18 protein-coding genes and 1 tRNA gene are annotated in these 23,219 nt (G+C 42.8%); 8 read left to right on the forward strand and 11 right to left on the reverse strand.

Annotated elements, in window-relative coordinates:
* Positions 1 to 74: 74 nt before the first annotated feature.
* The 6 genes from AACS92_RS01940 to AACS92_RS01965 form a co-directional block, all read right to left on the reverse strand.
* Positions 75 to 323, reverse strand: coding sequence for an acyl carrier protein (locus AACS92_RS01940; RefSeq protein WP_099109696.1), 249 nt, complete (start codon positions 321 to 323; stop codon positions 75 to 77).
* Positions 324 to 337: 14 nt separating this feature from the next.
* Complete coding sequence (locus tag AACS92_RS01945; protein WP_099109721.1) at positions 338 to 607, reverse strand: phosphopantetheine-binding protein; 270 nt, start codon at positions 605 to 607, stop codon at positions 338 to 340.
* Positions 608 to 637: 30 nt separating this feature from the next.
* A complete protein-coding gene (locus AACS92_RS01950; protein ID WP_369800385.1) occupies positions 638 to 1,417 on the reverse strand; it encodes a lysophospholipid acyltransferase family protein in 780 nt (259 codons plus the stop codon).
* A gap of 16 nt (positions 1,418 to 1,433) precedes the next feature.
* Entirely contained in the window at positions 1,434 to 2,189 is a 756-nt protein-coding gene (locus AACS92_RS01955) for a beta-ketoacyl synthase chain length factor (RefSeq protein WP_099109698.1), read from the reverse strand.
* A gap of 13 nt (positions 2,190 to 2,202) precedes the next feature.
* On the reverse strand, positions 2,203 to 3,276 hold the full coding sequence (locus AACS92_RS01960) for a methyltransferase (RefSeq protein WP_099109699.1): 1,074 nt from the start codon (positions 3,274 to 3,276) through the stop codon (positions 2,203 to 2,205).
* Between the two features lie 100 nt (positions 3,277 to 3,376).
* Positions 3,377 to 3,769 (reverse strand): hypothetical protein, encoded by a 393-nt coding sequence (locus AACS92_RS01965; protein WP_241537924.1) that lies wholly within the window; start codon positions 3,767 to 3,769, stop codon positions 3,377 to 3,379.
* A 586-nt stretch (positions 3,770 to 4,355) separates the two neighbouring features.
* Here AACS92_RS01965 and atzF point away from each other — a divergent pair.
* Positions 4,356 to 6,158: an allophanate hydrolase gene (atzF, locus tag AACS92_RS01970; protein ID WP_099109701.1), complete on the forward strand. Its 1,803-nt coding sequence runs from the start codon at positions 4,356 to 4,358 to the stop codon at positions 6,156 to 6,158.
* Positions 6,151 to 9,798, forward strand: a complete 3,648-nt coding sequence (gene uca, locus AACS92_RS01975) for an urea carboxylase (RefSeq protein WP_099109702.1) — start codon at positions 6,151 to 6,153, stop codon at positions 9,796 to 9,798. The genes atzF and uca overlap by 8 nt, the downstream gene beginning before the upstream one ends.
* 745 nt (positions 9,799 to 10,543) lie before the next feature.
* On the opposite strand, the gene AACS92_RS01980 is transcribed toward uca, so the two are convergent.
* On the reverse strand, positions 10,544 to 11,233 hold the full coding sequence (locus AACS92_RS01980; protein WP_099109703.1) for a hypothetical protein: 690 nt from the start codon (positions 11,231 to 11,233) through the stop codon (positions 10,544 to 10,546).
* A gap of 750 nt (positions 11,234 to 11,983) precedes the next feature.
* Between AACS92_RS01980 and AACS92_RS01985 the strand changes: the two genes are divergently transcribed.
* The gene (locus AACS92_RS01985; protein WP_241537925.1) at positions 11,984 to 12,661 is read left to right on the forward strand and encodes an Ail/Lom family outer membrane beta-barrel protein; all 678 of its coding nucleotides are present in this window, start codon (positions 11,984 to 11,986) and stop codon (positions 12,659 to 12,661) included.
* A gap of 199 nt (positions 12,662 to 12,860) precedes the next feature.
* Here AACS92_RS01985 and tsaD read toward each other — a convergent pair whose 3' ends face one another.
* Entirely contained in the window at positions 12,861 to 13,892 is a 1,032-nt protein-coding gene (gene tsaD / locus AACS92_RS01990) for a tRNA (adenosine(37)-N6)-threonylcarbamoyltransferase complex transferase subunit TsaD (RefSeq protein WP_099109704.1), read from the reverse strand.
* Between the two features lie 421 nt (positions 13,893 to 14,313).
* Here tsaD and rpsU point away from each other — a divergent pair, with 421 nt between their 5' ends.
* The 3 genes from rpsU to rpoD all read left to right on the forward strand — a co-directional run bounded on the left by rpsU (position 14,314) and on the right by rpoD (position 18,406).
* Positions 14,314 to 14,529, forward strand: coding sequence for a 30S ribosomal protein S21 (gene rpsU / locus AACS92_RS01995; protein ID WP_001144069.1), 216 nt, complete (start codon positions 14,314 to 14,316; stop codon positions 14,527 to 14,529).
* Positions 14,530 to 14,643: 114 nt separating this feature from the next.
* Positions 14,644 to 16,392, forward strand: a complete 1,749-nt coding sequence (gene dnaG / locus AACS92_RS02000) for a DNA primase (RefSeq protein WP_099109705.1) — start codon at positions 14,644 to 14,646, stop codon at positions 16,390 to 16,392.
* A gap of 166 nt (positions 16,393 to 16,558) precedes the next feature.
* The gene (gene rpoD, locus AACS92_RS02005; RefSeq protein ID WP_099109706.1) at positions 16,559 to 18,406 is read left to right on the forward strand and encodes an RNA polymerase sigma factor RpoD; all 1,848 of its coding nucleotides are present in this window, start codon (positions 16,559 to 16,561) and stop codon (positions 18,404 to 18,406) included.
* 70 nt (positions 18,407 to 18,476) lie between these two features.
* Here the strand turns inward: rpoD and AACS92_RS02010 are convergent, their stop codons facing one another.
* Positions 18,477 to 19,259: a GNAT family N-acetyltransferase gene (locus AACS92_RS02010; RefSeq protein WP_099109707.1), complete on the reverse strand. Its 783-nt coding sequence runs from the start codon at positions 19,257 to 19,259 to the stop codon at positions 18,477 to 18,479.
* Between the two features lie 289 nt (positions 19,260 to 19,548).
* Between AACS92_RS02010 and AACS92_RS02015 the strand changes: the two genes are divergently transcribed.
* Positions 19,549 to 19,624 (forward strand) — tRNA-Ile (locus AACS92_RS02015).
* A 260-nt stretch (positions 19,625 to 19,884) separates the two neighbouring features.
* Here the strand turns inward: AACS92_RS02015 and AACS92_RS02020 are convergent.
* Positions 19,885 to 20,148 carry a helix-turn-helix domain-containing protein gene (locus tag AACS92_RS02020; protein ID WP_099109708.1) on the reverse strand — a complete coding sequence of 88 codons (264 nt, stop codon included), beginning with the start codon at positions 20,146 to 20,148 and terminating at the stop codon, positions 19,885 to 19,887.
* A gap of 621 nt (positions 20,149 to 20,769) precedes the next feature.
* On the opposite strand from AACS92_RS02020, the gene AACS92_RS02025 reads away from it, so the two are divergent.
* On the forward strand, positions 20,770 to 21,837 hold the full coding sequence (locus AACS92_RS02025) for an SMEK domain-containing protein (RefSeq protein WP_099109709.1): 1,068 nt from the start codon (positions 20,770 to 20,772) through the stop codon (positions 21,835 to 21,837).
* Between the two features lie 208 nt (positions 21,838 to 22,045).
* Here the strand turns inward: AACS92_RS02025 and AACS92_RS02030 are convergent.
* Positions 22,046 to 23,219, reverse strand: a 1,174-nt coding sequence (locus AACS92_RS02030; protein WP_099109710.1) for a terminase large subunit, incomplete at its 5' end; no start/stop codon positions are given.

Here is a 23,219-nt window from a genome sequence, read left to right on the forward strand (position 1 = left end):
GAAACAATAAAATCAACAGGTTCAATTAGCTACCCAGCATGTTCCTATATTTCAAAGTGTATGGATGAGAGAAATTATTCTTCCTGCAATAGCTGCTCGACTGCATCCACCACATCTTGAACGGTGCGGACAGATTTGAATGCTTCGGGTTTAATTTTACGCCCTGTCTTTTTCTGTAAATGAACAACCATATCAACTGCATCAATGCTGTCGAGTTCCAGATCTTCATAGAGGCGTGAATCAGGCGTGATATCTTCGGGAGAAAGCTCAAACAGTTTGACCAAAAGTTGTGAAACTTCCTGATAAATTTTTTGTTTTTCCATGAGTTCCTCTGCTGTTATCCCTGTTGTGACTGGATATAAGATGACAATGTAGCAACAGAAGAAAAGTGCTGACGCATATCTTCACTTTCGGCGGATAGCACAATGCCATAGCGGGTTTTAATCGCCAGACCTAACTCCAGTGCATCAATGGAGTCTAATCCCAGCCCGTCACCGAACAGAGGTGCTTCAGTTTCAATATCAGCAGGCGTGATATCTTCCAGATTCAGGGTGTCTATAATTAGTTGTTTTATTTCGATCTGTAAGTTTTGGTTTAGTTCTTGCATGTTTGATTCTTGCATTATTGTATCCAACATCTAGTAATTTGATGGTGTTAATAACTGTGTAAGTTGGCGATTGAGCTGGCGGGCAGCAATAGCGTATCCGCTCTCTGTATCGGCAGAAAAATCCTCATTGGCGAGTTGCTCACCAACGGTAATGGTATAAATCGGTTTTTTGGGCGGGATTTGATACCACTTACTTTTTTTATCCAGCATCTTTTGGCTGCATGTAATGTGTACAATCCGGACATCACATTCACAGCGGACCGCAATATTGGCAGCACCGCGCTGGAGTGAAATAGGATGACCGGGCGTTGTACGCGTTCCTTCCGGAAAAATCAAGATATTGCCACCGGTAGTCAGCCTTTCGCGGCAGGCAGGCAGCAAGGTTTCGGCATCACTGTTGATGAGATAGCGAGCAGAGCGAACCACACCACTAAGAAAAGGGTTACGTAGCAGTGCCGATTTGACGATGCAATCCACATCCGGCAGATTCGATGCCAAGATGACGTAATCCAACAAAGTAGGGTGATTGGCGACGATCAGACAGCCTTTATCTGTGCGCAGTTTATCTGCACCATTAAAGTGATAATCCAATACTCCCAGTTTTCTGGTCAAAAATAGGAACAGGCGAAAACAGGTTGAGATGCTACGCCGTGCGATACGGAGCCGTTTCTCCGCGTTTCGCTGAAAAATCAATAGTAAATTAAACCAGATCAGAGAAAGTAATAACCCACCAATCCCAAACAGAGCAAAACAGAACCCTGTCATCAGCAGACGCCAGAGCCAGTTAGCCCGTTCAGTGATGCGGCCTATTATCTTTTCTTCCATGCTATTTGCTCCCGTTGCTCCCGTTGCTCCCGTTGCTCCCGTTGCTCCAGTGCCATGCACAATGATCTCCAGCTACGGTAAAGTGCTGTTTTCCGTTTAACCAGCCGTGTAGAAACTGAAGGCTTTGGGGAAGGGAAGGCTCTGTCTCCGGTGACGGGTGCTTTTCACAATGTAAGCTCTTTCCTTGCTCAAAAAGCAACGCAACTGCGAATGGAAAGGTGGGAGTATTTTCATCTATTTCATTGTGGTAGAAATCGGGGATCTTGCCGTCAAAATCGACAAGTAACACTTTGTTGTAACCAGCATGATGCAGAGTCGCAACTTCAAATAACCCCTGCTGAAAACTGTCAATTCCGGCAGAAACTGAAGAAGAAACCAGCGGTGCCTTGGCAACAATAGTGAGATTCCCCACAGACGAATTATGAACTGACATGGCGAAGTTAGTCGGGGAAACAGGTTCGGTTTGTGCCAGATTCATCAGTATCTGATAATTGCGCTCCAGTTCACCATGGCGGCTGGTATAGACAATGGCATCCACTTTATTCCGGCGTAAAATGCTTAAACCACAATCTACAGCTAGGCGGCTGCCCGAATTGAGACGGCGGGCTGTCATCATCGGGAGCTGAGAGCATTTTGCTAGAGAGTGTGAGCCATCTATGGCAGCAGGTGAAATGGCAGACCATTTTTCCCATTCTTCAGGAACAGAAAGGCCCGGAGCTACGGCTTGCCAATCTGTAATATCCAATGTCAATTTCATGAAATACCGTCAATTATTTTTTCTTGCAAACCAGTAGCGTATGCCCAAGTCCTAACTGATTAATTTTATTTTCTACTACAAATCCGGCTTTATCGAGGAATTGATTAAAATTGTCCATACTATAAAAACGGCTATTGCCATTTGCCATGCAGGTAAAATAAAGCGAAGTTGCATTGAGGCTATAAGCAGCCGCTTCAAATGGTTGACAGTCCCAGAATAATTCCATGATGCATACTCTGGCACCTGGTTTCATTGATGCAGCGATCTTACGTAAAATATCAACAATCTGTGTTTCGGAAAAACAGTCGAGGAACTGACTCATCCACCAAATATCGGCATCTTTAGGTAATTCACAATCCGACAACATATCAACAGGGTGGCCTGAAATACGTTCAGCCATTCCCTGACTGCGGATATTTTTTTCAGCCAGTTCAATTTGCTGGGGTAAATCCAGAATAGTGACGCTGACTTTACTGTCATATTGGCAGCAGCGCAATGCCCATTTTCCTGTATTTCCACCAACGTCATAAATCAATTTGGGGTTCAGAGAAAAAATGGCTTTTAATGCTGCATTGAAAGCAGAATCAGAGTAAAAATGGTCAAATGAAAACCAGCTTGTTTTGGCTGGTTCTGGTAGTTGGCTGAGTGCCGGGTAAATTGTTGACCATTCACCAAATACTTTTAAACCGGCAGGCTTATTTTCTTGCAGCGATTCTTTCAGATGAAATAAGCCCTGATAACATACGTCCTGAGTAAAATCCATATTGACGCGAGTCATTTTGTCATGCAGCAAATAATGACCAATTTTACTGAGGAAATAACGATCATCGCGCTTAAGAATAATTCTGCCACTTAACCCCATATCCAATAAAACACCTACTCCATAGCTGTCTGATTTTGAACCACTACAGATTTCATCTTTTGTTGCTCCCTCTTTATGGTGTTTATCCAGAAAAGATAAGATACCAAAATCACGCAGGCAAATTGCCGTCTGAAATAGCATTGGTGCAAAAGCAATGCGCTGAGCTTCAGTAATTGCTTCAAACGCACTTAAATCATCTTTGTCGTAATTATGGGGAGTGGTCATATATCCGTATATCCAATGGGATAGTTAAACCCTAATTAAATTAGGGTTAATATAATAATAGGGCTACGTTCGTGTGAAATACGTCAGTAACATGCAAAAATTATTGGTTGGCCATAGTAGCTAAACGCACTTGAATGTCATTATTCAATGTATTAGTCCACATATTATATTTACGGTGTATCTTCCCGTTTTTAGCCTTTAATCCTTTGCTGCTGACATAGTGAATAGAATAATTTTTATTCGTGTAAGTAATACGTATCTTAACTTCGTGCCCACGAGTATTCAGTAATCCGTCGATAACGCCCGGAGAAACTTCATTCATTATCCATTTACGTTTTTGCCCTGCCTCAAGGATCGCTTTTTTCACTGTAGGCAGTGAATTTTTTGTCACGATTGTTGTTTGTTGAGTATTAATTGGGGTTGTGCGGGCACAGCCGGCGAGCATAACGACACAGGCTAGGCTAACTAATATCTTGGATGTTGTTTTCATCATTTTTCTCTTTTGGGGTCGGGATGGGTCACAAGCAATATGTCTATTTTCGACGCTATATTAAATAAATAATTATGATATCGCTACACTTACTGCCCACCCTTAACGGAACAGTGACTTATTGAACATTAATTGACTCGTTGTTATTGCTATCATTTATAGATAGTTCGTTATAAAAGTTTGTTTGTAAAATAAAATTGTTTATATTTGCCTATAATTTTGTAGTTTAACAGGTTAAGTAAAATATAAAAAATATACTGATATTTTAATAAAAAATTGGACGCAATTTATTCTATTTCTAATAATGGTTATTCATATTTATTCTCTATTTTTATTCAAGTGACTTATGATTTATTCATAAGGTGAATAATAATCACCATATTTATTCTTATTATTGTCACTCATTTTCTTATCGTTAACCGACTGAGTTAAAAATAAGCACCATTATTGTTCAATCTATGAACCATAATAGTGCAAACCATTATCCCTGATATTTTCCCCAACCTTAATCAATTGAAAAAAAGCATATTATTATCTTGGCATGCGTATTGCTGTGTAAATCCAACTATATCCACTGGAGTATCACAGCATGACAACAATGACTGGCTATACCTTAAAATACTGGCATGAGCGGATACGACACGATGTGGAGTCCGTTTTTGCTTTACTGCAACAGCATCTAGATTCCTTTTTACCTGATGATAATGCCTGGATTTATCTTGCAACGCCGGAACAGTTACAGGCTCAGATTGGTTTGCTTTTACCTGCTTATCAGCGTAACCCTGACGAATTTCCTTTGTTCGGTATTCCTTTTGCAGTTAAGGATAATATTGATGTTGCTGACTGGCCGACAACCGCGGCCTGCCCAGCATTTGAATATATCGCAGATGAAGATGCGACAGCGGTTGCCAGACTAAAAGCGGCGGGAGCTATCGTCGTTGGAAAAACGAATATGGATCAGTTTGCTACCGGATTAGTCGGCACTCGTTCACCTTATGGCGTCGTTAAAAACAGTTTCAATGATCGTTATATTAGCGGCGGCTCCAGTTCTGGCTCTGCTTCTGTCGTTGCCAGAGGATTAGTGCCATTCGCACTTGGAACGGATACCGCAGGTTCCGGACGGGTGCCTGCTGGCTTCAATAATATTGTGGGTTTGAAACCAACAAAAGGCTGGTTTTCCGCCAAAGGTGTTGTTCCTGCCTGTCGACTCAACGATACCTTATCTGTTTTTGCCCTGACGGTTGAAGATGCTTTCAGTGTTGCGGATATTGCCGGAGGATTCGACGAAAATGATGCTTATTCCTGCATAAATCCGGCATCTACACCCGCAACATTGCCGGATCACCCTCTATTTGCTATTCCTGCCAATCCTGTATTTTGTCATGACACGATTGCCGAATCCGCATGGCAGGAGGCTTTGCACGAGTTGCAAAATATGGGAGCCACTCTTCAGCCAATTGATTTCTTGGTATTCAACCAACTGGGTGAGCAACTTTATCAGGGAGCATGGGTTGCTGAGCGCACGACTGTTGTGAATGGCATGCTCAGTTTTCCTGCAATGATGGATCCAGAAGTGCGCCAGATTATTGACGGTGGTAAAAATTACAGCGCCGTCGATGCGTTTAATGCCGAATATCTGCGGGCAGAACTGGCGAGGAAGATCCAGCACATATTAGCCGGTTTTGATGCTCTCATTGTTCCCACTACACCGACAATCAGAACGATTGAAGAAATTAAAAGGGCGCCGATTCACTATAATTCTGAACTTGGCACTTATACCAATTTCACCAACCTTGCCAATCTTTCCGCACTTGCCTTGCCTGCACCGTTCCGAACTGATGGATTACCCGCAGGTATCACCTTACTTGCACCAGCCTGGCACGACCGGGCACTTGCATCATTTGGTCTGCGTTGGCAGCAGCATCTCGCATTACCACTTGGCTCCACCGGCCAATTACTTGATGGTGAAGTGATGATGTTACCACCATCCGGGCAGCATATTCGTTTGGCGGTTGTCGGAGCCCATCTTCGGGGTATGCCTCTGAATGACCAATTAACCGAACGTAACGCCGTATTTGTTGAAACCACACAGACCGCGAGCTGTTACCGACTCTACAAACTAGCCAACACTCAGCCCCCTAAGCCCGGATTAGTGAGGGATGACACAGGTGCATCCATCAGCATTGAGCTTTGGGATATTCCACTGGCCTATTTTGGTGCATTCGTTGCTGAAATTCCGCCTCCGTTAGGCATCGGTTCACTGGAATTAGCCGATGGTCGCTGGATAAAAGGTTTTATCTGCGAACCGGTTGCACTGAACGGTGCAACGGATATTACAGAGTTCGGTGGCTGGCGTAATTGGGTTATCAATCAGGAGAAAGACAATGTTTAAAACGGTATTGATTGCTAACCGCGGAGAAATTGCCTGCCGTGCTATCCGTACTCTGAAACGGCTCGGAATTGTCAGTGTGGCTGTGTATTCAGACGCAGATAAAAATTCACAACATGTTAAAGATGCTGATATCGCATTGCCGATAAACGGGGAAAAAGCCAGTGAGAGTTACCTGTGTATCGATAAAATTATAAGTGCAGCACAACAGAGCCATGCAGAGGCCATCTGGCCGGGATATGGATTTTTGTCTGAATGCCTACCGTTTGCACAAGCGTGTGAAAAAGCGGGTATTGTCTTTGTTGGCCCGACATCACACCAGATTGGTGAATTTGGCCTGAAACACCGAGCGAGAGAACTGGCCGCAGAAGCAGGTGTACCGATGACACCGGGAACAGGGTTGCTCAATTCACTGGATGAAGCACTCAGTGCCGCTGAGACTATCGGTTATCCGGTTATGCTGAAAAGTACTGCCGGTGGTGGTGGGATCGGCCTCAGTTGTTGTTATGACGCAAATGCACTGAGTGAGGCATGGGAGAGTGTGCGCCATCTTGGTGAACAGTTTTTCAGTGATACCGGTGTTTTTCTGGAGCGGTGTATTAGGCAGGCCCGTCATCTTGAAGTGCAGATTTTCGGTGATGGTAAAGGGAATGTTGTGGCGCTGGGAGAGCGTGATTGCTCTTTGCAGCGCCGGAATCAAAAAGTCGTAGAAGAAGCTCCGGCACCTAATTTGCCGGAGCAGACCCGAACAGCGTTGCTGGATTCCGCAGTACAATTGGGCCGGTTGGTGAAGTATCGCAGCGCAGGTACGGTAGAGTACATTTACGATGTCGAACAGGATGAGTTTTACTTTCTTGAGGTTAATACCCGTCTGCAAGTCGAACATCCTGTGACGGAATGCGTGACCGGGCTTGACTTAGTGGAGTATATGCTGCGGGTTGCGGCTGAGCTACCCATTGACTGGGAGGATTTAAAGCGGGCACCAGTCGGAGCAGCGATTGAAGTGCGCCTGTATGCAGAAAATCCCCTGAAAAACTTTCAGCCTGCTCCGGGAGTCCTGACGGAAGTTAAATTCCCTGAAGGTATACGTATCGATAGTGGTGTGCGCACGGGCAGTGAGGTTTCTGCATTTTATGATCCGATGATCGCTAAAATGATTGTTCATGCAGAAAATCGAGAAAAAGCACTGATTAAACTGCGTGAAGCACTGGATTCCTGCCAATTGCACGGCATTACAACTAATCTGGAATACCTGCGCCAAATCACAGCCAGTGAGCTATTCCAACAAGGACAAGCCTGGACCCGAATGCTTGATAGCTTTGAACCTCAGGCAAGAGCTATTGAGGTTCTGCGAGCGGGAACATGGAGCAGTGTTCAGGATTATCCCGGTCGGTCGGGGTATTGGGATATCGGTGTTCCACCATCCGGCCCGATGGATGACCTGGCTTTTCGGTTAGCGAACCGAATTGTCGGTAATCATGAATCGGCCGCCGGATTGGAGTTTACGCTGGAGGGGCCAACCTTACAGTTTCATTGTGACGCACTGATTGCGCTGACCGGCGCAGAGAGTACCGCATTATTAGACGGGACAAGCGTACCTTATTGGCAACCACTGAATATCAAAGCCGGGCAAATACTTGAGATAGGGCGGGCACAATCCGGCTGCCGTACATATCTTGCGGTCAGAAATGGCATTGATGTTCCCTGTTACCTTGGAAGTCGTTCTACCTTTGCTCTCGGACAATTTGGCGGACATGCTGGCCGTATCTTAAAAATTGCCGATATGCTTCCCATCTCACAGCCAGCCTTACCTGCCTGTACAACTCCCGCACCAATCAGCCTACCACAGGCACCGGAACCTGCCGCGATCCCCGTTTATGGCGATATATGGGAGATTGGCGTACTTTATGGGCCGCATGGTGCGCCTGATTTTTTCGCTCAGGATTATATAGATGAATTTTTCTCTGCCGAATGGCAGGTGCATTACAATTCAAACCGTCTGGGTGTACGGTTGATAGGCCCAAAACCTGTCTGGGCGCGTCCTGATGGTGGTGAAGCGGGTTTGCATCCTTCAAATATTCATGACTGTGAGTACGCCATTGGTTCTATCAATTTTACGGGCGATTTTCCTGTCATCCTCACCCGTGACGGGCCTAGTCTCGGTGGCTTTGTTTGCCCTGTTACCATCGCCAAAGCTGAATTGTGGAAAGTCGGTCAGGTTAAGCCGGGAGATCGTATCCGTTTCCATCCCATCAGTATGGAAGAAGCGGTTACTCTGGAAGAGCAGCAAAATCGTCTTATTGCCACGTTGAGATCAACGTCGGAAGCCCCATTAAAACTAGAGCGAACATTACAGATAGCAGAAGAAGAACATTCTGGTGCCGTGCTGGCTGTGATTGCTTCCACGCATTCTGCTCCGGCGGTTGTTTATCGTCAGGCGGGAGATAACTATATTCTGATCGAATATGGTGAAAATATTCTGGATTTGGCGTTACGCCTGCGGGTACATCTGTTGATGGAAAAACTACATGCTTTAGCTGAACCGGGAATTAAAGAAATTGCTCCGGGTGTCCGTTCTTTGCAAATCCGCTATGATAACCGGCAAATCGAACAGCAGAAACTCATCGCTTTGCTGCTCTCTTTGGAGAAACAGCTTGGTAATGTCAGCACCATGAAAGTGCCGTCTCGCATTATCCATCTGCCGATGGCATTTGAAGACAGTGCAACACTGGGTGCCGTGAACCGTTATCAGAGCACGGTTAGATCCAGCGCTCCGTGGTTGCCGAATAACGTCGATTTTATTCAGCGTATTAACGGGCTGGCTGATCGTGAAGCCGTGCGCCGTATTCTATTTGATGCCAGTTACCTGATCCTCGGGTTGGGAGATGTGTATCTGGGTGCTCCGTGCGCTGTTCCCATTGATCCTCGCCATCGCCTGTTAAGCTCAAAATACAACCCGGCACGTACTTTTACCGCAGAAGGAACTGTCGGTATTGGCGGTACATATATGTGTATCTATGGCATGGATTCTCCCGGCGGTTATCAGCTGGTGGGACGAACCCTGCCGATTTGGAACAAATTTCTGAAAAATGAACAGTTCGAGGAAGATAAACCGTGGCTGTTGCGATTTTTTGATCAAATCCGTTTTTATCCTGTTACTGAAGCAGAGTTAGAACAGTTACGGGAAGATTTTCAGGAGGGGCGTACTGCTATCCATATTGAAAATACACAGTTTGATTTTGCCGAACACCTGCACTTTCTGAAAGAAAATGCCGAAGATATTGCCTATTTCAAACTAAGACAGGCAGTGGCTTTTGAAACCGAGGTTATGCACTGGCAACAGGAACAGCCGGAAGAAGAGAGTTCTGTTCAGGATGGAGAGGAACAGCTACAAGAAGAAACGGATCTTAATGAGTATGGTTTGCAGATTAGTGCGGATATGAGCGGGAATATCTGGAAAGTATTGGTCAAATCAGGCGATGACGTGGAAGAAGGCCAGCCGCTGATTATTGTAGAAGCCATGAAGATGGAGCTGGCGATTCATGCGCCACAGGCGGGCCGGGTTACAAAGATTATCTGTCAGCCGGGTAGTGCCATTAGCCCCGGAGATGCGTTGTTGTGGTTGGGAGCGGGAGATAGCTGATGTATTAGTGATATCACATAGCCGTAATAAATAATAATACCCTCGTCTGAGGGTAAAATACGCTCTAGTTAGCCAATAAAAGAAATTCAGATGGGTATGAGAATATTATCTCTTCACACCTACTATTAAAAATATGACTTCAGGAAACTTTATTGTCATTGATAATAAAAAAAATATGAAATTTGAGTTATAACTGCATGAAAAGTAGATAGAGTTACATTCTAGAACGGACTATTTTTCCATTCACCTCAAATTTGGTCGTGCTGCCAATAGTTAGATGCGTATTTTTTTAAGAGGAACATTAGTTCGTAATTCACTAATTCATTTGCAGTTTTCTATCTTTTGAAAGCCATAGAGCATATGTCAATCTAACTATTGGAGTCATGACCCTATTTTATCGAGCAATCTAATAAAAATAAATTAACTATTTCGAATGGTGATAATATAATTTGATGAGCCTTGATATTTTTTGATGCCTTGGATATGAGGTGTCTTGAGCAACCAAATTGACAATATATACTCTATGGATTTCAGGATAGGTTAGAGGGAAATTACGTGAGTATGCTGGCACTGAAATTTATTTTTGAGTGTATCTATTCAGGGGAGTAAAGCCGATCAGAAGTACAAATATCACCTGCAATCATTATTCGTAGAAAAGGTGAATAAATACGATGCGTTACAAATACTGGCTTAATTCTAGAATAATTAAGCCAGTTTCTTTTAATTATTATCAGTAATTTTTTCTTTAAATATACAATCCATTTTTAATGCTCTCGGAAAGCATTCCGGGGTCTCCAATACTTCTAATATTCTTTATAAATGGAAGGTCCAGTTTATCTGCCAATTCATCAATATTGATACCATCTTCAATAGATTGCTCAAATGTCAATCTCGTTATCTGGTTCCATAAATTTCCTGCAAACCACGAGCAGTTTGTTATAGGCGTGTATACCCCATTTTTCATATCCTCAGAGGTAAGTTGCATTAATTTTGCCAACTGATTACTTTCATCTATTAACTTAGGTATAAGTTTCATTTCTATTAATTCAGGGTTTATAGCTTTGCTATCAACCTTTACACAGCGCTGAAGGTGGAATTTTCTCCCTGGAGAATCATTGGTATATTCTGAGTTTTTTACGAATCCATATCCTGCATGAAAAGCATATGATGTATTATCCCCTTCTTTTGCACTATTGAAGTAAATAACCCATGCATGACCAAAACCACCTCCGCCAAAGTCACTTCCCAATACTTTAAATACTTCTTTAATTATTGTGTCTTTCTCACTCCAAGGATATTGTTGTACTATAGCCATAGCTTTTTCTATTATTGGCTTCATATTCGTACGATCAGCCGTTCGATTAGTCCTAATGCATATTTGTGGATAGTCGACACTTTCGTCTCCAAATGGTTGATACTTGTCTGCCTTGATCATAATTACCTCCTTGAGATTGATATATGATGAAAAATAATTTAAATAAATAGCACGGTGTATTGTCACCTAAATACTGAGTCTTCGTGTTATTAGAAGATTTCGTATTTTTGAATAGTGAACAACTCTTAAAAATTCAACTAAAAATAGACTATATTTTATTGAGGCATACTCCATCCTTTTGTTCATATTTAAAAACAAGTATTATTCAATCGCAATACTTGTTCTGGTTGGTAATATTACTGACTTTATTTTTTATAATGAAATAACCACCACTGTATGACATATATTACAATTACCCCATAATGGATTGATGATATTCAATTCAAACAATAATAAATGAAATAATATCATATAGTTATTATGAAATTAAAAGACATCAACCTTAAAAATTTAAAAACCAAAAATCCTTGCGATAAATATCATAAGGCGTAATAAAGTGAATGGTTATTGAAAAGTGATATATATTTCTATTAATTTAAAAAATAGCCCAGATATGATATATGAACATTTTAAATAAAAATGATGCCATTCATAAATCACACATCTTTATTTTCACCGAACCTAAATCAGATTAAATAATATATAACGTAATTATCTATAAAACATTCAAACAGAAAAAATTGATATATTTTATACATTTCATGAATTAAATATAACTTAACATTAATTATACAAGCATGAGTTTTTACTTGTTTATTTTATAAATCATCTATACTTGACTCAGATAATAAACATTAAAGGTATATAATCATGGTAACAAAGAAAGTACTTATAATAACTCTGGTAATGCCGTTCTTTATATATGGTTCATTAGCTAAGGCTGATACTCAGACTTTCGGCATAGGATATTCAAATAGTCAAATATCAACGCCCGCTAATACCTATCTTGATGGGGTTAATATTCATTACCGTTATGAATGGGACTCGCCAGTCAGTATTATAGGTACATTTACTCACATGAGGGGTAACACAAACCAAGTCGTACAATATACAAACTCCGCATCTGAAGCTCATCAAAATACACTATTTGGGCAACCAATAGCGTTTAAGTCAAAATACTTTTCCCTAATGGTAGGCCCTGCCTATCGCATCAATGATTATCTGAGTATTTATAGCCTAATTGGTATTGCTCATGTAACAAATAGTGCACATAAAATCTCCATAGATACTAATGATGGGTCTGTGGGTACTGGTGAAGCTAATCCAGCAGCTTCTGGTGGTTTTGATATTTTACCGACCTCTGATGAAACGCTGAAGAGTAATGAGCTTGCTTATGGTGCAGGTATTGAAATTAATCCGGTGAAAAACTTTAGTGTTTATCTTGCCTATGAAGTTACTAGGTCAAAACATGCTCCCAGAGGATCGCGCAACGAGGGAGTAAACAACTTTATTAATGGATTTAATGTCGGTGTAGGGTATCGATTTTAAGAAAAAATGAGTGCTAGTGCTTTAGCCTTTATTCACTTTTGTAGAAACAAAGCGCTATTCAGGGCTAAATATCATTTAATCCTGAATAGCGCCTTATTACTTTATGTTTTAATAAGCACTACTTCGTTCTACTGGTCTCTATCTTGTTGAGTCAGATGATTTTTTAAAGACCCTTATCCCTTAAAGGTATTGGCTTATATTATAATGAAGGAAGCTCAGATAATGGCCAGCGCGCTTTCACAGTAACGCCTAAATTGTTCTTTGTTCCGCTTGCCAAACGGATCATTCCAGCAAATGCGATCATTGCCCCATTATCAGTACAAAATTCAGGGCGGGCGTAAAAAACTTCACCGTGCAATTTTTCCGCCATATTTTGCATTCTGATACGCAATGTGCGGTTTGCGCTTACTCCTCCCGCCATAACCAGCCGTTTGAAACCCGTCTGCTCTAATGCCCGTTTACATTTTATTACCAGAGTATCAACAACAGCCTCTTCAAATGCGTGTGCAATATCTGCTCTGGTCTGTTCATCCTGTTCAACATCACAGCCCGTTATATGATTGCGAATCGTATTCGCTGCAAACGTTTTCAAACCAGAAAAGCTGAAATCTAGCCCCGGACGATCGGTCATTGGACGGGGAAAAACAAAACGTCCTGCTTTACCTTGCTGTGCTATACGAGAAAGAACTGGGCCTCCGGGGTAATCCAGACCCAGTAATTTTGCTGTCTTATCGAAAGCTTCACCCGCGGCATCATCAATCGACTCACCAAGCAGAGTATACTCGCCAATACCTGTCACGCTAATAAGCTGAGTATGACCACCGGAAACCAGTAAAGCGACAAATGGAAATTCAGGTTTATTCTCTTCCAGCATGGGTGCTAATAAATGCCCTTCCATATGATGGACAGGAATAGCCGGTACATCCCATGCAAAAGCCAGTGAACGACCAATAGTCGCTCCAACCATCAACGCTCCCACTAAACCGGGACCTGCGGTGTAAGCAACCGCATCAATATCTTTACTTGTCAGACCCGCTTCTTTCAAAGCCGCCTGAATCAGGGGAACTGTTTTACGGATATGATCACGGGATGCCAGTTCAGGCACAACTCCACCATAATCGGCATGTAGTTTTACCTGACTGTACAATTGATTGGCTAGCAGGCCGGATTTGTCATCATAAATTGCGATTCCAGTTTCATCGCAGGACGTTTCTATACCTAAAACTCGCATTGTACTTGTTATCTCGTCACGGTAGTTAAAGCAAATAATTAAAGCGGAGGCCAGTGTATCACTATCTATTTATAACCACATCTGTTTACAACCACTATTCAGATAGACCCAATAGATTTCGGCTATACATATTTAACTCAATGACAGACAATAGATTCCATTTACATGCTGACTCTTTGCTCTGTTTAGTCTATAATCAGTCCCCTACTTGAATATCCAGTGTGGTTAAGTTAATAACGTCGGCTCAGATTGCTTACTTTGCGTACAAAAAGGCAACCTATAACCCACGACGTTGTGTGTTTCAATTTTCCGCGGCCCTTTACAAAGCCGTGTTCATTGAAGTAAAATTCCGCACCATTTTAAAGACGGCTGGCACTATCACGCCAGCGACAAACCCGATTTCTATTGAGGTGAGAGGCACATGCCAGTAATTAAAGTACGTGAAAACGAGCCATTTGACGTAGCTCTGCGTCGCTTCAAGCGTTCTTGCGAAAAAGCAGGCGTATTAGCAGAAGTTCGTCGTCGTGAGTTCTATGAAAAACCAACGACTGAACGCAAACGCGCTAAAGCATCCGCGGTTAAACGCCACGCTAAAAAGCTGGCTCGTGAAAACGCACGTCGCACTCGTTTGTACTAATCTTTGCGGCCTGTCCGCAAAGTGTTTGTTTTAACAAACTACTGCAGTTAAAGGCCGTGCTTTCTCTGAGAAAGCGCGGCTTATTCTCGTTCATCAACAGGCGTAAAAGGGCTTATGGCTGGACGAATTCCACGCGCATTTATCAATGACTTGTTAGCAAGAACCGATATCATTGATCTAATTGATGTCAGAGTGCCTCTCAAAAAGAAAGGTAAAAACCATCAGGCGTGTTGTCCTTTTCATAATGAAAAGACCCCTTCATTTACTGTTAATGGCGACAAACAGTTTTATCATTGCTTCGGTTGTGGAGCCCATGGCAACGCCATCGATTTCTTAATGAATTATGACAGGTTAGATTTTGTCGAATCCATTGAAGAACTGGCCACAATGCACGGACTGGAAGTCCCTTACGAAGCAGGCTCAGGCGGCGGACATATCGAACGTCACCAACGGCAAAATCTTTATCAGTTGATGGATAAGCTAAACAGCTTCTATCAGCGTTCACTGACGACACCAAATGGACAGGCCGCCCGGCAATATCTGACCAGACGCGGGCTCAGTGAAGAGGTCATTCAGCGTTTTGCAATCGGCTTCGCCCCTGCGGGGTGGGATAATGTCCTGAAGCAGTTTGCCCATAATACCGAAGACCGCAATCAGTTAAGCGATGCAGGGATGCTGGTCACGAATGATAACGGCCGCACTTATGACCGTTTCCGTGAACGTATTATGTTCCCTATTCGTGATCGCAGGAGCCGTGTCATTGCATTTGGTGGCAGAGTCTTGGGGGATACGCTTCCCAAGTACCTGAACTCACCGGAAACGGAAATTTTCCATAAAGGCCGCCAGTTGTATGGTCTTTATGAGGCACAGCAAAGCCACAATATCCTTTCCAGGTTATTGGTGGTTGAAGGTTATATGGATGTCGTCGCATTGGCTCAGTTTGGCATTGATTATGCTGTAGCCTCGTTAGGAACATCTACGACAGCCGAACACGTTCAGCTACTTTTCCGGACAACCGATAGTGTTATCTGTTGTTACGATGGAGACCGTGCAGGCCGTACTGCCGCATGGAGGACGCTGGAAACAGCATTACCTTATCTGAATGATGGCCGGCAATTACGTTTTATGTTCTTGCCTGATGGCGAAGATCCAGATTCACTAGTACGCAAAGAAGGGCGAGAAGTATTTGAACAGAGAATGGAAAAGGCACTGACTCTGTCTGAATTTCTGTTTGATTCACTATTGTTACAGGTTGATTTAAGTACCCCGGAAGGGGCAACTAAACTTAATTCACTTGCGATGCCACTGATTAGCCAGATCCCGGGTGAAGCATTGCGGCTTTACCTGCTAAAGGAACTTGGAAAACTGCTGGGTATACCTGATACTACACAATTGGAACGATCTTTAGCAAAGCTTGTCAAAAAAGATACCAATACTTATCAGGCGCTAAAACTGAAACCAACGACAATGCGCATACTCATCGCATTACTGGTGCAGAACCCACATTTAGCGACATTAGTCCCTTCATTACAGGGAATGTTTTCTGCTCAGGTAGCGGGATTACCGCTATTTATGGAGCTTGTCGACACATGCCTTGCTCAGCCGGGGTTAACAACCGGTCAACTTTTGGAGCAATATCGCGATAATAAGTACGCAAAACAGCTTGAAAAACTCGCCGCATGGAACGATATACAAGTAGAAGAAATTGCTGAAAAAACGTTTAGTGATGCGTTAAATCATCTTTTCGCATCAGCATTGGAAGAACGTTTTAAATTTTTGGTGGCTAAAGAAAGAACTGAAGGTCTGACACCGGAAGAACGTAAAGAAGTCTGGTTGATTTCTGAATCCAGCGCTAAAAAATGAATCCAGAATTTACGGCTTAAGTGCCGAATGAGGTAGGGAGATAGCCCTACAATTGCCGCTATTGAGGGCAGTGGCAATACAACGAAATGCCCCCTAAATGTTATTGTTGGCATATTTGTTTCGCCGACTGACACCAACCAATACTCTGAAGTGTGGATACTGTCTTATGGAGCAAAACCCGCAGTCACAGCTGAAGCTACTTGTCACCCGAGGTAAGGAGCAAGGCTATCTGACCTATGCTGAGGTCAATGACCATCTGCCGGAAGATATCGTCGATTCTGATCAGATAGAAGATATCATCCAAATGATCAATGACATGGGCATCCAGGTAATGGAAGAGGCACCTGATGCCGATGACCTCATGTTGGCAGAAAACACAAACGACACAGATGAAGATGCGGCAGAAGCAGCTGCGCAAGTGTTATCCAGTGTCGAGTCAGAAATCGGTCGTACAACCGACCCGGTTCGCATGTACATGCGTGAAATGGGTACAGTTGAACTACTGACTCGTGAAGGTGAGATTGACATTGCGAAACGCATTGAAGATGGCATCAACCAAGTACAGTGCTCCGTTGCCGAATATCCTGAAGCTATTACCTATCTGCTAGAACAGTATGACCATGTTGAAGCAGGTGAAAGCCGCCTGTCTGATCTGATTACAGGATTTGTTGATCCTAACGCAGAAGAAGATCTTGCACCGACAGCTACTCACATTGGCTCTGAGCTTCCTCAGGAAGAGCTTGACGAAGACGATGATGAAGATGAAGACGGGGAAGATGATACTGACAGTGACGATGATAACAGCATCGATCCGGAGCTGGCTCGCCAAAAATTCATGGAATTGCGTGAGCAATATGAAGTTACCCGTCAGTCAATAAAAAGCCACGGCCGCAGCCATCCAAGCACTGCCGCTGAAATTTTGATGCTGTCCGAGGTATTCAAACAGTTCCGTCTGGTGCCTAAGCAGTTTGATTATCTGGTCAACAACATGCGTTCCATGATGGATCGTGTACGTCTTCAAGAGCGTCAAATCATGAAGATGTGTGTTGAACAGTGCAAAATGCCGAAGAAAAACTTCATCACTCTGTTTTCCGGTAACGAAACAACTGAGACATGGTTCACTGCTGCAAAAGCAATGAACAAGCCTTGGTCTGATAAACTGCCGGAAGTTGAAGAAGAAATCATGCGCAGTCTGCAAAAACTGCGTCAGATTGAAGAAGAAACTGGCCTGACAATTGATCAAGTCAAAGATATCAACCGTCGCATGTCAATTGGTGAAGCAAAAGCCCGCCGTGCGAAGAAGGAAATGGTTGAAGCTAACTTACGTCTGGTTATTTCAATTGCCAAGAAATATACCAACCGTGGCCTGCAATTCCTTGATTTGATTCAGGAAGGTAATATCGGCCTGATGAAAGCGGTTGATAAGTTCGAATATCGCCGTGGTTATAAGTTCTCAACTTATGCTACCTGGTGGATCCGTCAGGCGATTACTCGCTCTATCGCCGATCAGGCGCGTACTATCCGTATTCCTGTGCATATGATTGAAACGATTAACAAACTCAATCGTATTTCTCGTCAGATGCTACAAGAAATGGGGCGTGAACCATCACCGGAAGAGCTGGCAGAACGCATGCTGATGCCGGAAGACAAAATCCGCAAGGTACTGAAAATCGCCAAAGAACCAATTTCCATGGAAACGCCAGTTGGTGATGATGAAGATTCACATCTGGGTGATTTCATTGAAGATACTACGCTGGAACTGCCGCTGGATTCTGCAACTTCAGAAAGCCTGCGTTCAGCAACCCACGATGTGCTGGCAGGGTTAACTGCGCGTGAAGCGAAAGTCCTGCGTATGCGTTTTGGTATCGATATGAACACCGACCATACACTGGAAGAAGTTGGTAAACAGTTTGACGTAACCCGCGAGCGTATCCGCCAGATCGAGGCGAAAGCTCTGCGCAAACTGCGCCATCCAAGCCGTTCGGAAGTATTACGTAGCTTCCTTGATGACTAATCAAAATATTTACTGATAAGTCTAAAAAGCGCCTGTTTCGACAGGCACTTTTTTATTACTCACGAGCTTTTTAGCTTTCACGAACAAAGGCCTGACATTCAAATAACGACTTAAAACCAATGCGACGATACACACCATTTCCCTCACAGGAAGCTTCCAGATAGCAAGCTGTTGCGCCTTTTTTCCTAGCTTCACTCAATACATAGTTAATTAATGCTGAAGCATATCCTCGCCCCATTTTTTCCCTTACTGTACTGATATCATCAAGACGGACAATATTATTGAGCCTTGATAGAGTTAAAGCACAAACTGGCTTTTCATCGACATAGAGGGCGTAATGTTGCAAGCATTTCCCGGCAATTAACGCAGCCTGATGGCATTTCATATACTGTCCGGAGATAGAATCACCCGTCTCAAATGCACTTTTAATCGGAAGAACCCAATCAGACAAACGATGATCAACACACCTGATTTCATATTCAGCGCAATGCTCATCCTTTATCTGCCAGTTGATTAAATCAAGCTCCATAACCGTTGTAATACTATCAGGATCAAACACAAACCCGGCCTGTTCAATAACCGCTAAAACCTGATGACTGGGCTGTACAGCAACAATCAGAAAAGGTACATCAGATTGCTCATCCATTAACTGAATCGCTGCTTTCAGCTCCTCTGCTATCTGGTTATGTTCATCAAGCACCTGTAAAAAATTTAATGAATCAGTTCCAACACCAGTTACATAGAGCCGGATACCAGCTCCAATATGTCGATAAATTTGACTGATTGATGAAAAAAAGTAATCTTCCAGTTTACGATGGGACAAAACCGAATTTGATAAGTTAGATAGGCTCATATTGTTGAGTCACAAAAATATTTTTATAGGGAAATACAGATATGTTCTGAAATTACAGAAAGCAGAACATGACCGGTAAAATTTTTATGTCCAAACAATAATCAAAAGTCAGTAAATGACCAGAAAAATTAATCAAAAAGACCATCAGTATCACTAAAAAATAGTTTAGAGCACTTAAAAATAGTTTAAATCAGTTAAAAGATACTTATTTCTGTATATAAAACGCGCATATGAATTTTCGGGGCTAGACCTAATGCCACACAGTACCGTATAATCTCCCCACTTCACTGGCCCCTTAGCTCAGTGGTTAGAGCAGGCGACTCATAATCGCTTGGTCGCTGGTTCAAGTCCAGCAGGGGCCACCAGAATTATCAAGGGGTTGCATCAAAAGTGCGACCCCTTAGTTTTTTCTAGGATACCCATAGGATACCTTCTGGCAGTAGCGCGAGGTATAACCAATTAATACAGCTACGGTAATGAGCCGTTGTCGTATTCCTCTCTGTGATATTTATCACATCACTTGAAAATACGATGTTTGCCTTTCTTCTTCCCTAATCGCCACTTGAAATGCAAAACGCCATGATTTCTAAAATGGCAAAATTTGAATCTCAAGACTGATAAGTAATTATTCCAGTGGCTTACTGCGAGCATGACGCTCAATTAACTGACCATAAGAATCAAAATAGCGACTCGGCCAGATTTCTGAGGGATGTATTTCGAGATAGTTAGCAATGATCCATTCGCCCTTCGGCCACGGACGACTGAGAGTATTTGCTAGTGTAGATGAACTGAGGCCAGATTCACGAGAAACAGCGGCTAAGGTTGTACCACGTTTACGTAATGCAGCGATGATATCAGCTTGATGCCAGTCTTTTTTTATATCAATCATTCCTGCTACCCCTTCCATTAATTGAACATTGATGGTGGCAATTCAGACAGGGTTAGCACTACTGGGAGCTACCTTCCAGCGAGGCCGAAGCCTCCCCTGCCTGAATCGCCATTGAAAGGGCGATAGCAGACACACTGGTAGAAACCTCCTACCAGTGGATAGCTCTTTGCAAGGGTGCTAATCCTTGACCATTGGAGTTTGCCAATGGCGGGGCTACTTTAACTGATTGGTTTATCGGACTCAATAAGCGAACGAGTATAACTGCTTAACTTTTTATGTTATATGCTGTCCAAATGAGATTTGATACCCTTGCTACTCTGAGTCCAAGAAAGTGTGACAGTCAGCTCCGTGCCAGAAACGAGAATTTGCGACTCTGGACTAATCTATCTGCTAAAGAAGATCCTTAAGCAAAAACAAACTGTCTGGTCTAGCTTTTTAAAATGACGGTGATCTATGTATGCAATGATATAAAAACTTAGTAGGTCTAAGGAACTCTTGAATGGTAGTTTCTTCCTTCATGATGTCACTGTTAAGCTAGATAATTACGACAGACGAGCTCATGATGAAATTGGTATATCGCGTTTATTTCAACTTTGTTAGACATAAATCGGAGATGAAAACATGGAGTCTGAAAGTTCTTTTATCGCAAGGCAGCTAAGGTATTTCACAGCGATTATCTACGCACAAATTAAACTAAGTACACGAGATGGTTTAACTGATTTAGCTAAAAACCAGGAAATTTCTTTACTTCCCTTAATCAACTTAGCTTATGGAGCAGACTTTAGAGATTTAAATGCAGTCCAGAGAAACTATCCTAGTTTTGATTATGGTAGTTTTTCAACGAAAACTGGTCTACAAATGACTGCAACAGTAACCAAGAAGAAATTTCAAGATACAGTTAACACTCATAATGGAAATCCCACTTTAAAAAAAGACTACCCTAACATTCTGTTTTTCTTGCTAACTGTTGAACCTGTTAGTTCATCGGTTAAACTTTCCGCACCTAATATCAACTACATCACGTTATTCGATATGGTTAGCGTAGTTATTCAAAAAGACACTCAATTTCAGAAACATTTTCTTAGTATATTAAAAAGTGAGCACAGTCAATATTTTTCATCCTATTCTGCTCAGAGTAATACTTTTTCTCTACCCGCGAGGATTCCGGTTCCAACGGACTTGATGTTGTTCAACGAGTCGGTTTCTACTCAAGAGTTTTTTCCGGACAACCCCGGTGATGGATATCTTAAAGTTTTCGACTTGATTAATAACTTCCATAAACAGCTCAGTAAATGCACTTACAAAGCGAGAGAGCTTCTTGTTTCCATGATTAAGATCGCTTCACCACCTACCTTTCAGAATGAGAAGATTGCTGTCTACGCTGATGAGGTCTTGGGCAGTCTTGATATTAATGAAGAAAACTTCTCCTCTTTTGAATACCATTACAATCTTCTTAAGGTAAATGACCTTGTCGAAAAATTCGATGAATATCAGGGCATGTATACACGTGGAGATGATGTGTATATGGATAACAGAGCCAAATTAGAACTAAATTACTGGATATCTGAGCCAGAAATGAATCTTTTTTCCGCATTGCTCATTTTTTATCTAAATCGACATAATATTAATGATTTTGAGAACGCTTTTTTGAATTGCGATTTTTCTAAGTTATCAGATAGCCTTTGTTAATTAGCTTATTTTACACGGCCGAGCAATATGCGGCCGTAATGTGGTTAATGAGTTATTAATGAGCTCTGCATCCATGCCCTCTTTCCGCTCATAGCTGACTGTCAGATAGAATAACGACTAATCCAAATCAAGGTGTGATATCTAGCCTTACGAGCAATTGATTTCATTAATGCCTATTCTTAATAATCTTTAAAAATAAACTAGTTATCTAAATTCCATCAAAATTAGCCAGTCTCTGTTTCTGTCCATCACTGAGGTTGAATGCAAACTCTTCATGCTCTGCTTGCCATGTACCAAAACTCATCAGGAACGCAATCGCAGGGTCAATCTTGTTCGCGGATTTCTTCTTATTCGGCTTGATATTGGCGTTTGCATCCGTTTCCATAACCACATTAGACATTGCCCATGCCAGCACCGGATCACCGTTGTGACGAATGATTTTGCGGTTAACGAACACCTCAGCCGATTTTGCCACAGGGCTAAAGCGCATATAGGTTTGCGGGAACGGCTCAACATCCAGCCCCGCGCCTTGTAATTGAGTGCGTAGGTGTGTGGCGTTCCATGTATCAAAGCCCACCAGCTTAATATCAAAATGCTGGCTGTCTTTGAGAATATCATCACGGATGCGGTCGTAATCAATGCAATCGCCTACGGTAGTGCGTATCCAACCCATTTGTACCCATTGTCGATATACCGCCCGATTCTTATTGGCGGGATTCTGTAGCCGGGCTTCTGGCAGGTAATGGCGGGTCAGTAATAACAGTTCGTTATCCACGGGGAACGTGTAGCAAATACTAGTGATATCGCCTGTGGAAGATAAATCTAGTCCGGCGTAGCACTCTAAGCCTTTCAGGTCGTTTTCATCATAATCTGTCTGGCAGGCTTTCCATGTCCCTTCTCCCATCCACGGCGTTTCACCCTGACACCAGATATTAAAACGTTTAGTCAGCATTTCTGTCCATTGTGAGGGAATGCCCCGCGCTTTCTGGATGGTGTCACGCAAAGCGGCACTGTCCACAGAGATATTCAGATTGGGATTGGCCTTTATCCAGAGTGCTTCATCATCAATCTCGTTCTCGTCGTCCAACTCGTAGATCAGGGCAAACAGGGATGCGTTTTGCTCTTCACCATCCAATATCTGGCAACAATAATCATAGTGCTGCTTACAGGCTGAAATTACATTACTGCCTGCCGTGGTAATGGCAAAAAGAATACCCTCGGGACGTGCGCCCATTCCCAGCTCAAGGGCAGAATACACCGCGTTATCAGGGTGTAAATGGTACTCATCGACAATCGCCAGACTGGGGTTAGTACCTTCGATGGTAGCAGCTTTGGCTGCCAGCGGTTTTAGCAGGCTATTGCTCTTCGGATAGGTTATTTTG

The organism is Xenorhabdus sp. KJ12.1 (genome assembly GCF_963876495.1).
Lineage (GTDB): Bacteria > Pseudomonadota > Gammaproteobacteria > Enterobacterales > Enterobacteriaceae > Xenorhabdus > Xenorhabdus stockiae.

Bases quoted from the DNA above. Each gene is read 5' to 3' on its own strand.
- AACS92_RS01940 (WP_099109696.1), bottom strand. From the start codon at position 323: ATGGAAAAACAAAAAATTTATCAGGAAGTTTCACAACTTTTGGTCAAA.
- AACS92_RS01945 (WP_099109721.1), bottom strand. From the start codon at position 607: ATGCAAGAACTAAACCAAAACTTACAGATCGAAATAAAACAACTAATT.
- AACS92_RS01955 (WP_099109698.1), bottom strand. From the start codon at position 2,189: ATGAAATTGACATTGGATATTACAGATTGGCAAGCCGTAGCTCCGGGC.
- AACS92_RS01960 (WP_099109699.1), bottom strand. From the start codon at position 3,276: ATGACCACTCCCCATAATTACGACAAAGATGATTTAAGTGCGTTTGAA.
- AACS92_RS01965 (WP_241537924.1), bottom strand. From the start codon at position 3,769: ATGATGAAAACAACATCCAAGATATTAGTTAGCCTAGCCTGTGTCGTT.
- atzF (WP_099109701.1), top strand. From the start codon at position 4,356: ATGACAACAATGACTGGCTATACCTTAAAATACTGGCATGAGCGGATA.
- uca (WP_099109702.1), top strand. From the start codon at position 6,151: ATGTTTAAAACGGTATTGATTGCTAACCGCGGAGAAATTGCCTGCCGT.
- AACS92_RS01980 (WP_099109703.1), bottom strand. From the start codon at position 11,233: ATGATCAAGGCAGACAAGTATCAACCATTTGGAGACGAAAGTGTCGAC.
- AACS92_RS01985 (WP_241537925.1), top strand. From the start codon at position 11,984: ATGGTAACAAAGAAAGTACTTATAATAACTCTGGTAATGCCGTTCTTT.
- tsaD (WP_099109704.1), bottom strand. From the start codon at position 13,892: ATGCGAGTTTTAGGTATAGAAACGTCCTGCGATGAAACTGGAATCGCA.
- rpsU (WP_001144069.1), top strand. From the start codon at position 14,314: ATGCCAGTAATTAAAGTACGTGAAAACGAGCCATTTGACGTAGCTCTG.
- dnaG (WP_099109705.1), top strand. From the start codon at position 14,644: ATGGCTGGACGAATTCCACGCGCATTTATCAATGACTTGTTAGCAAGA.
- rpoD (WP_099109706.1), top strand. From the start codon at position 16,559: ATGGAGCAAAACCCGCAGTCACAGCTGAAGCTACTTGTCACCCGAGGT.
- AACS92_RS02010 (WP_099109707.1), bottom strand. From the start codon at position 19,259: ATGAGCCTATCTAACTTATCAAATTCGGTTTTGTCCCATCGTAAACTG.
- AACS92_RS02020 (WP_099109708.1), bottom strand. From the start codon at position 20,148: ATGATTGATATAAAAAAAGACTGGCATCAAGCTGATATCATCGCTGCA.
- AACS92_RS02025 (WP_099109709.1), top strand. From the start codon at position 20,770: ATGGAGTCTGAAAGTTCTTTTATCGCAAGGCAGCTAAGGTATTTCACA.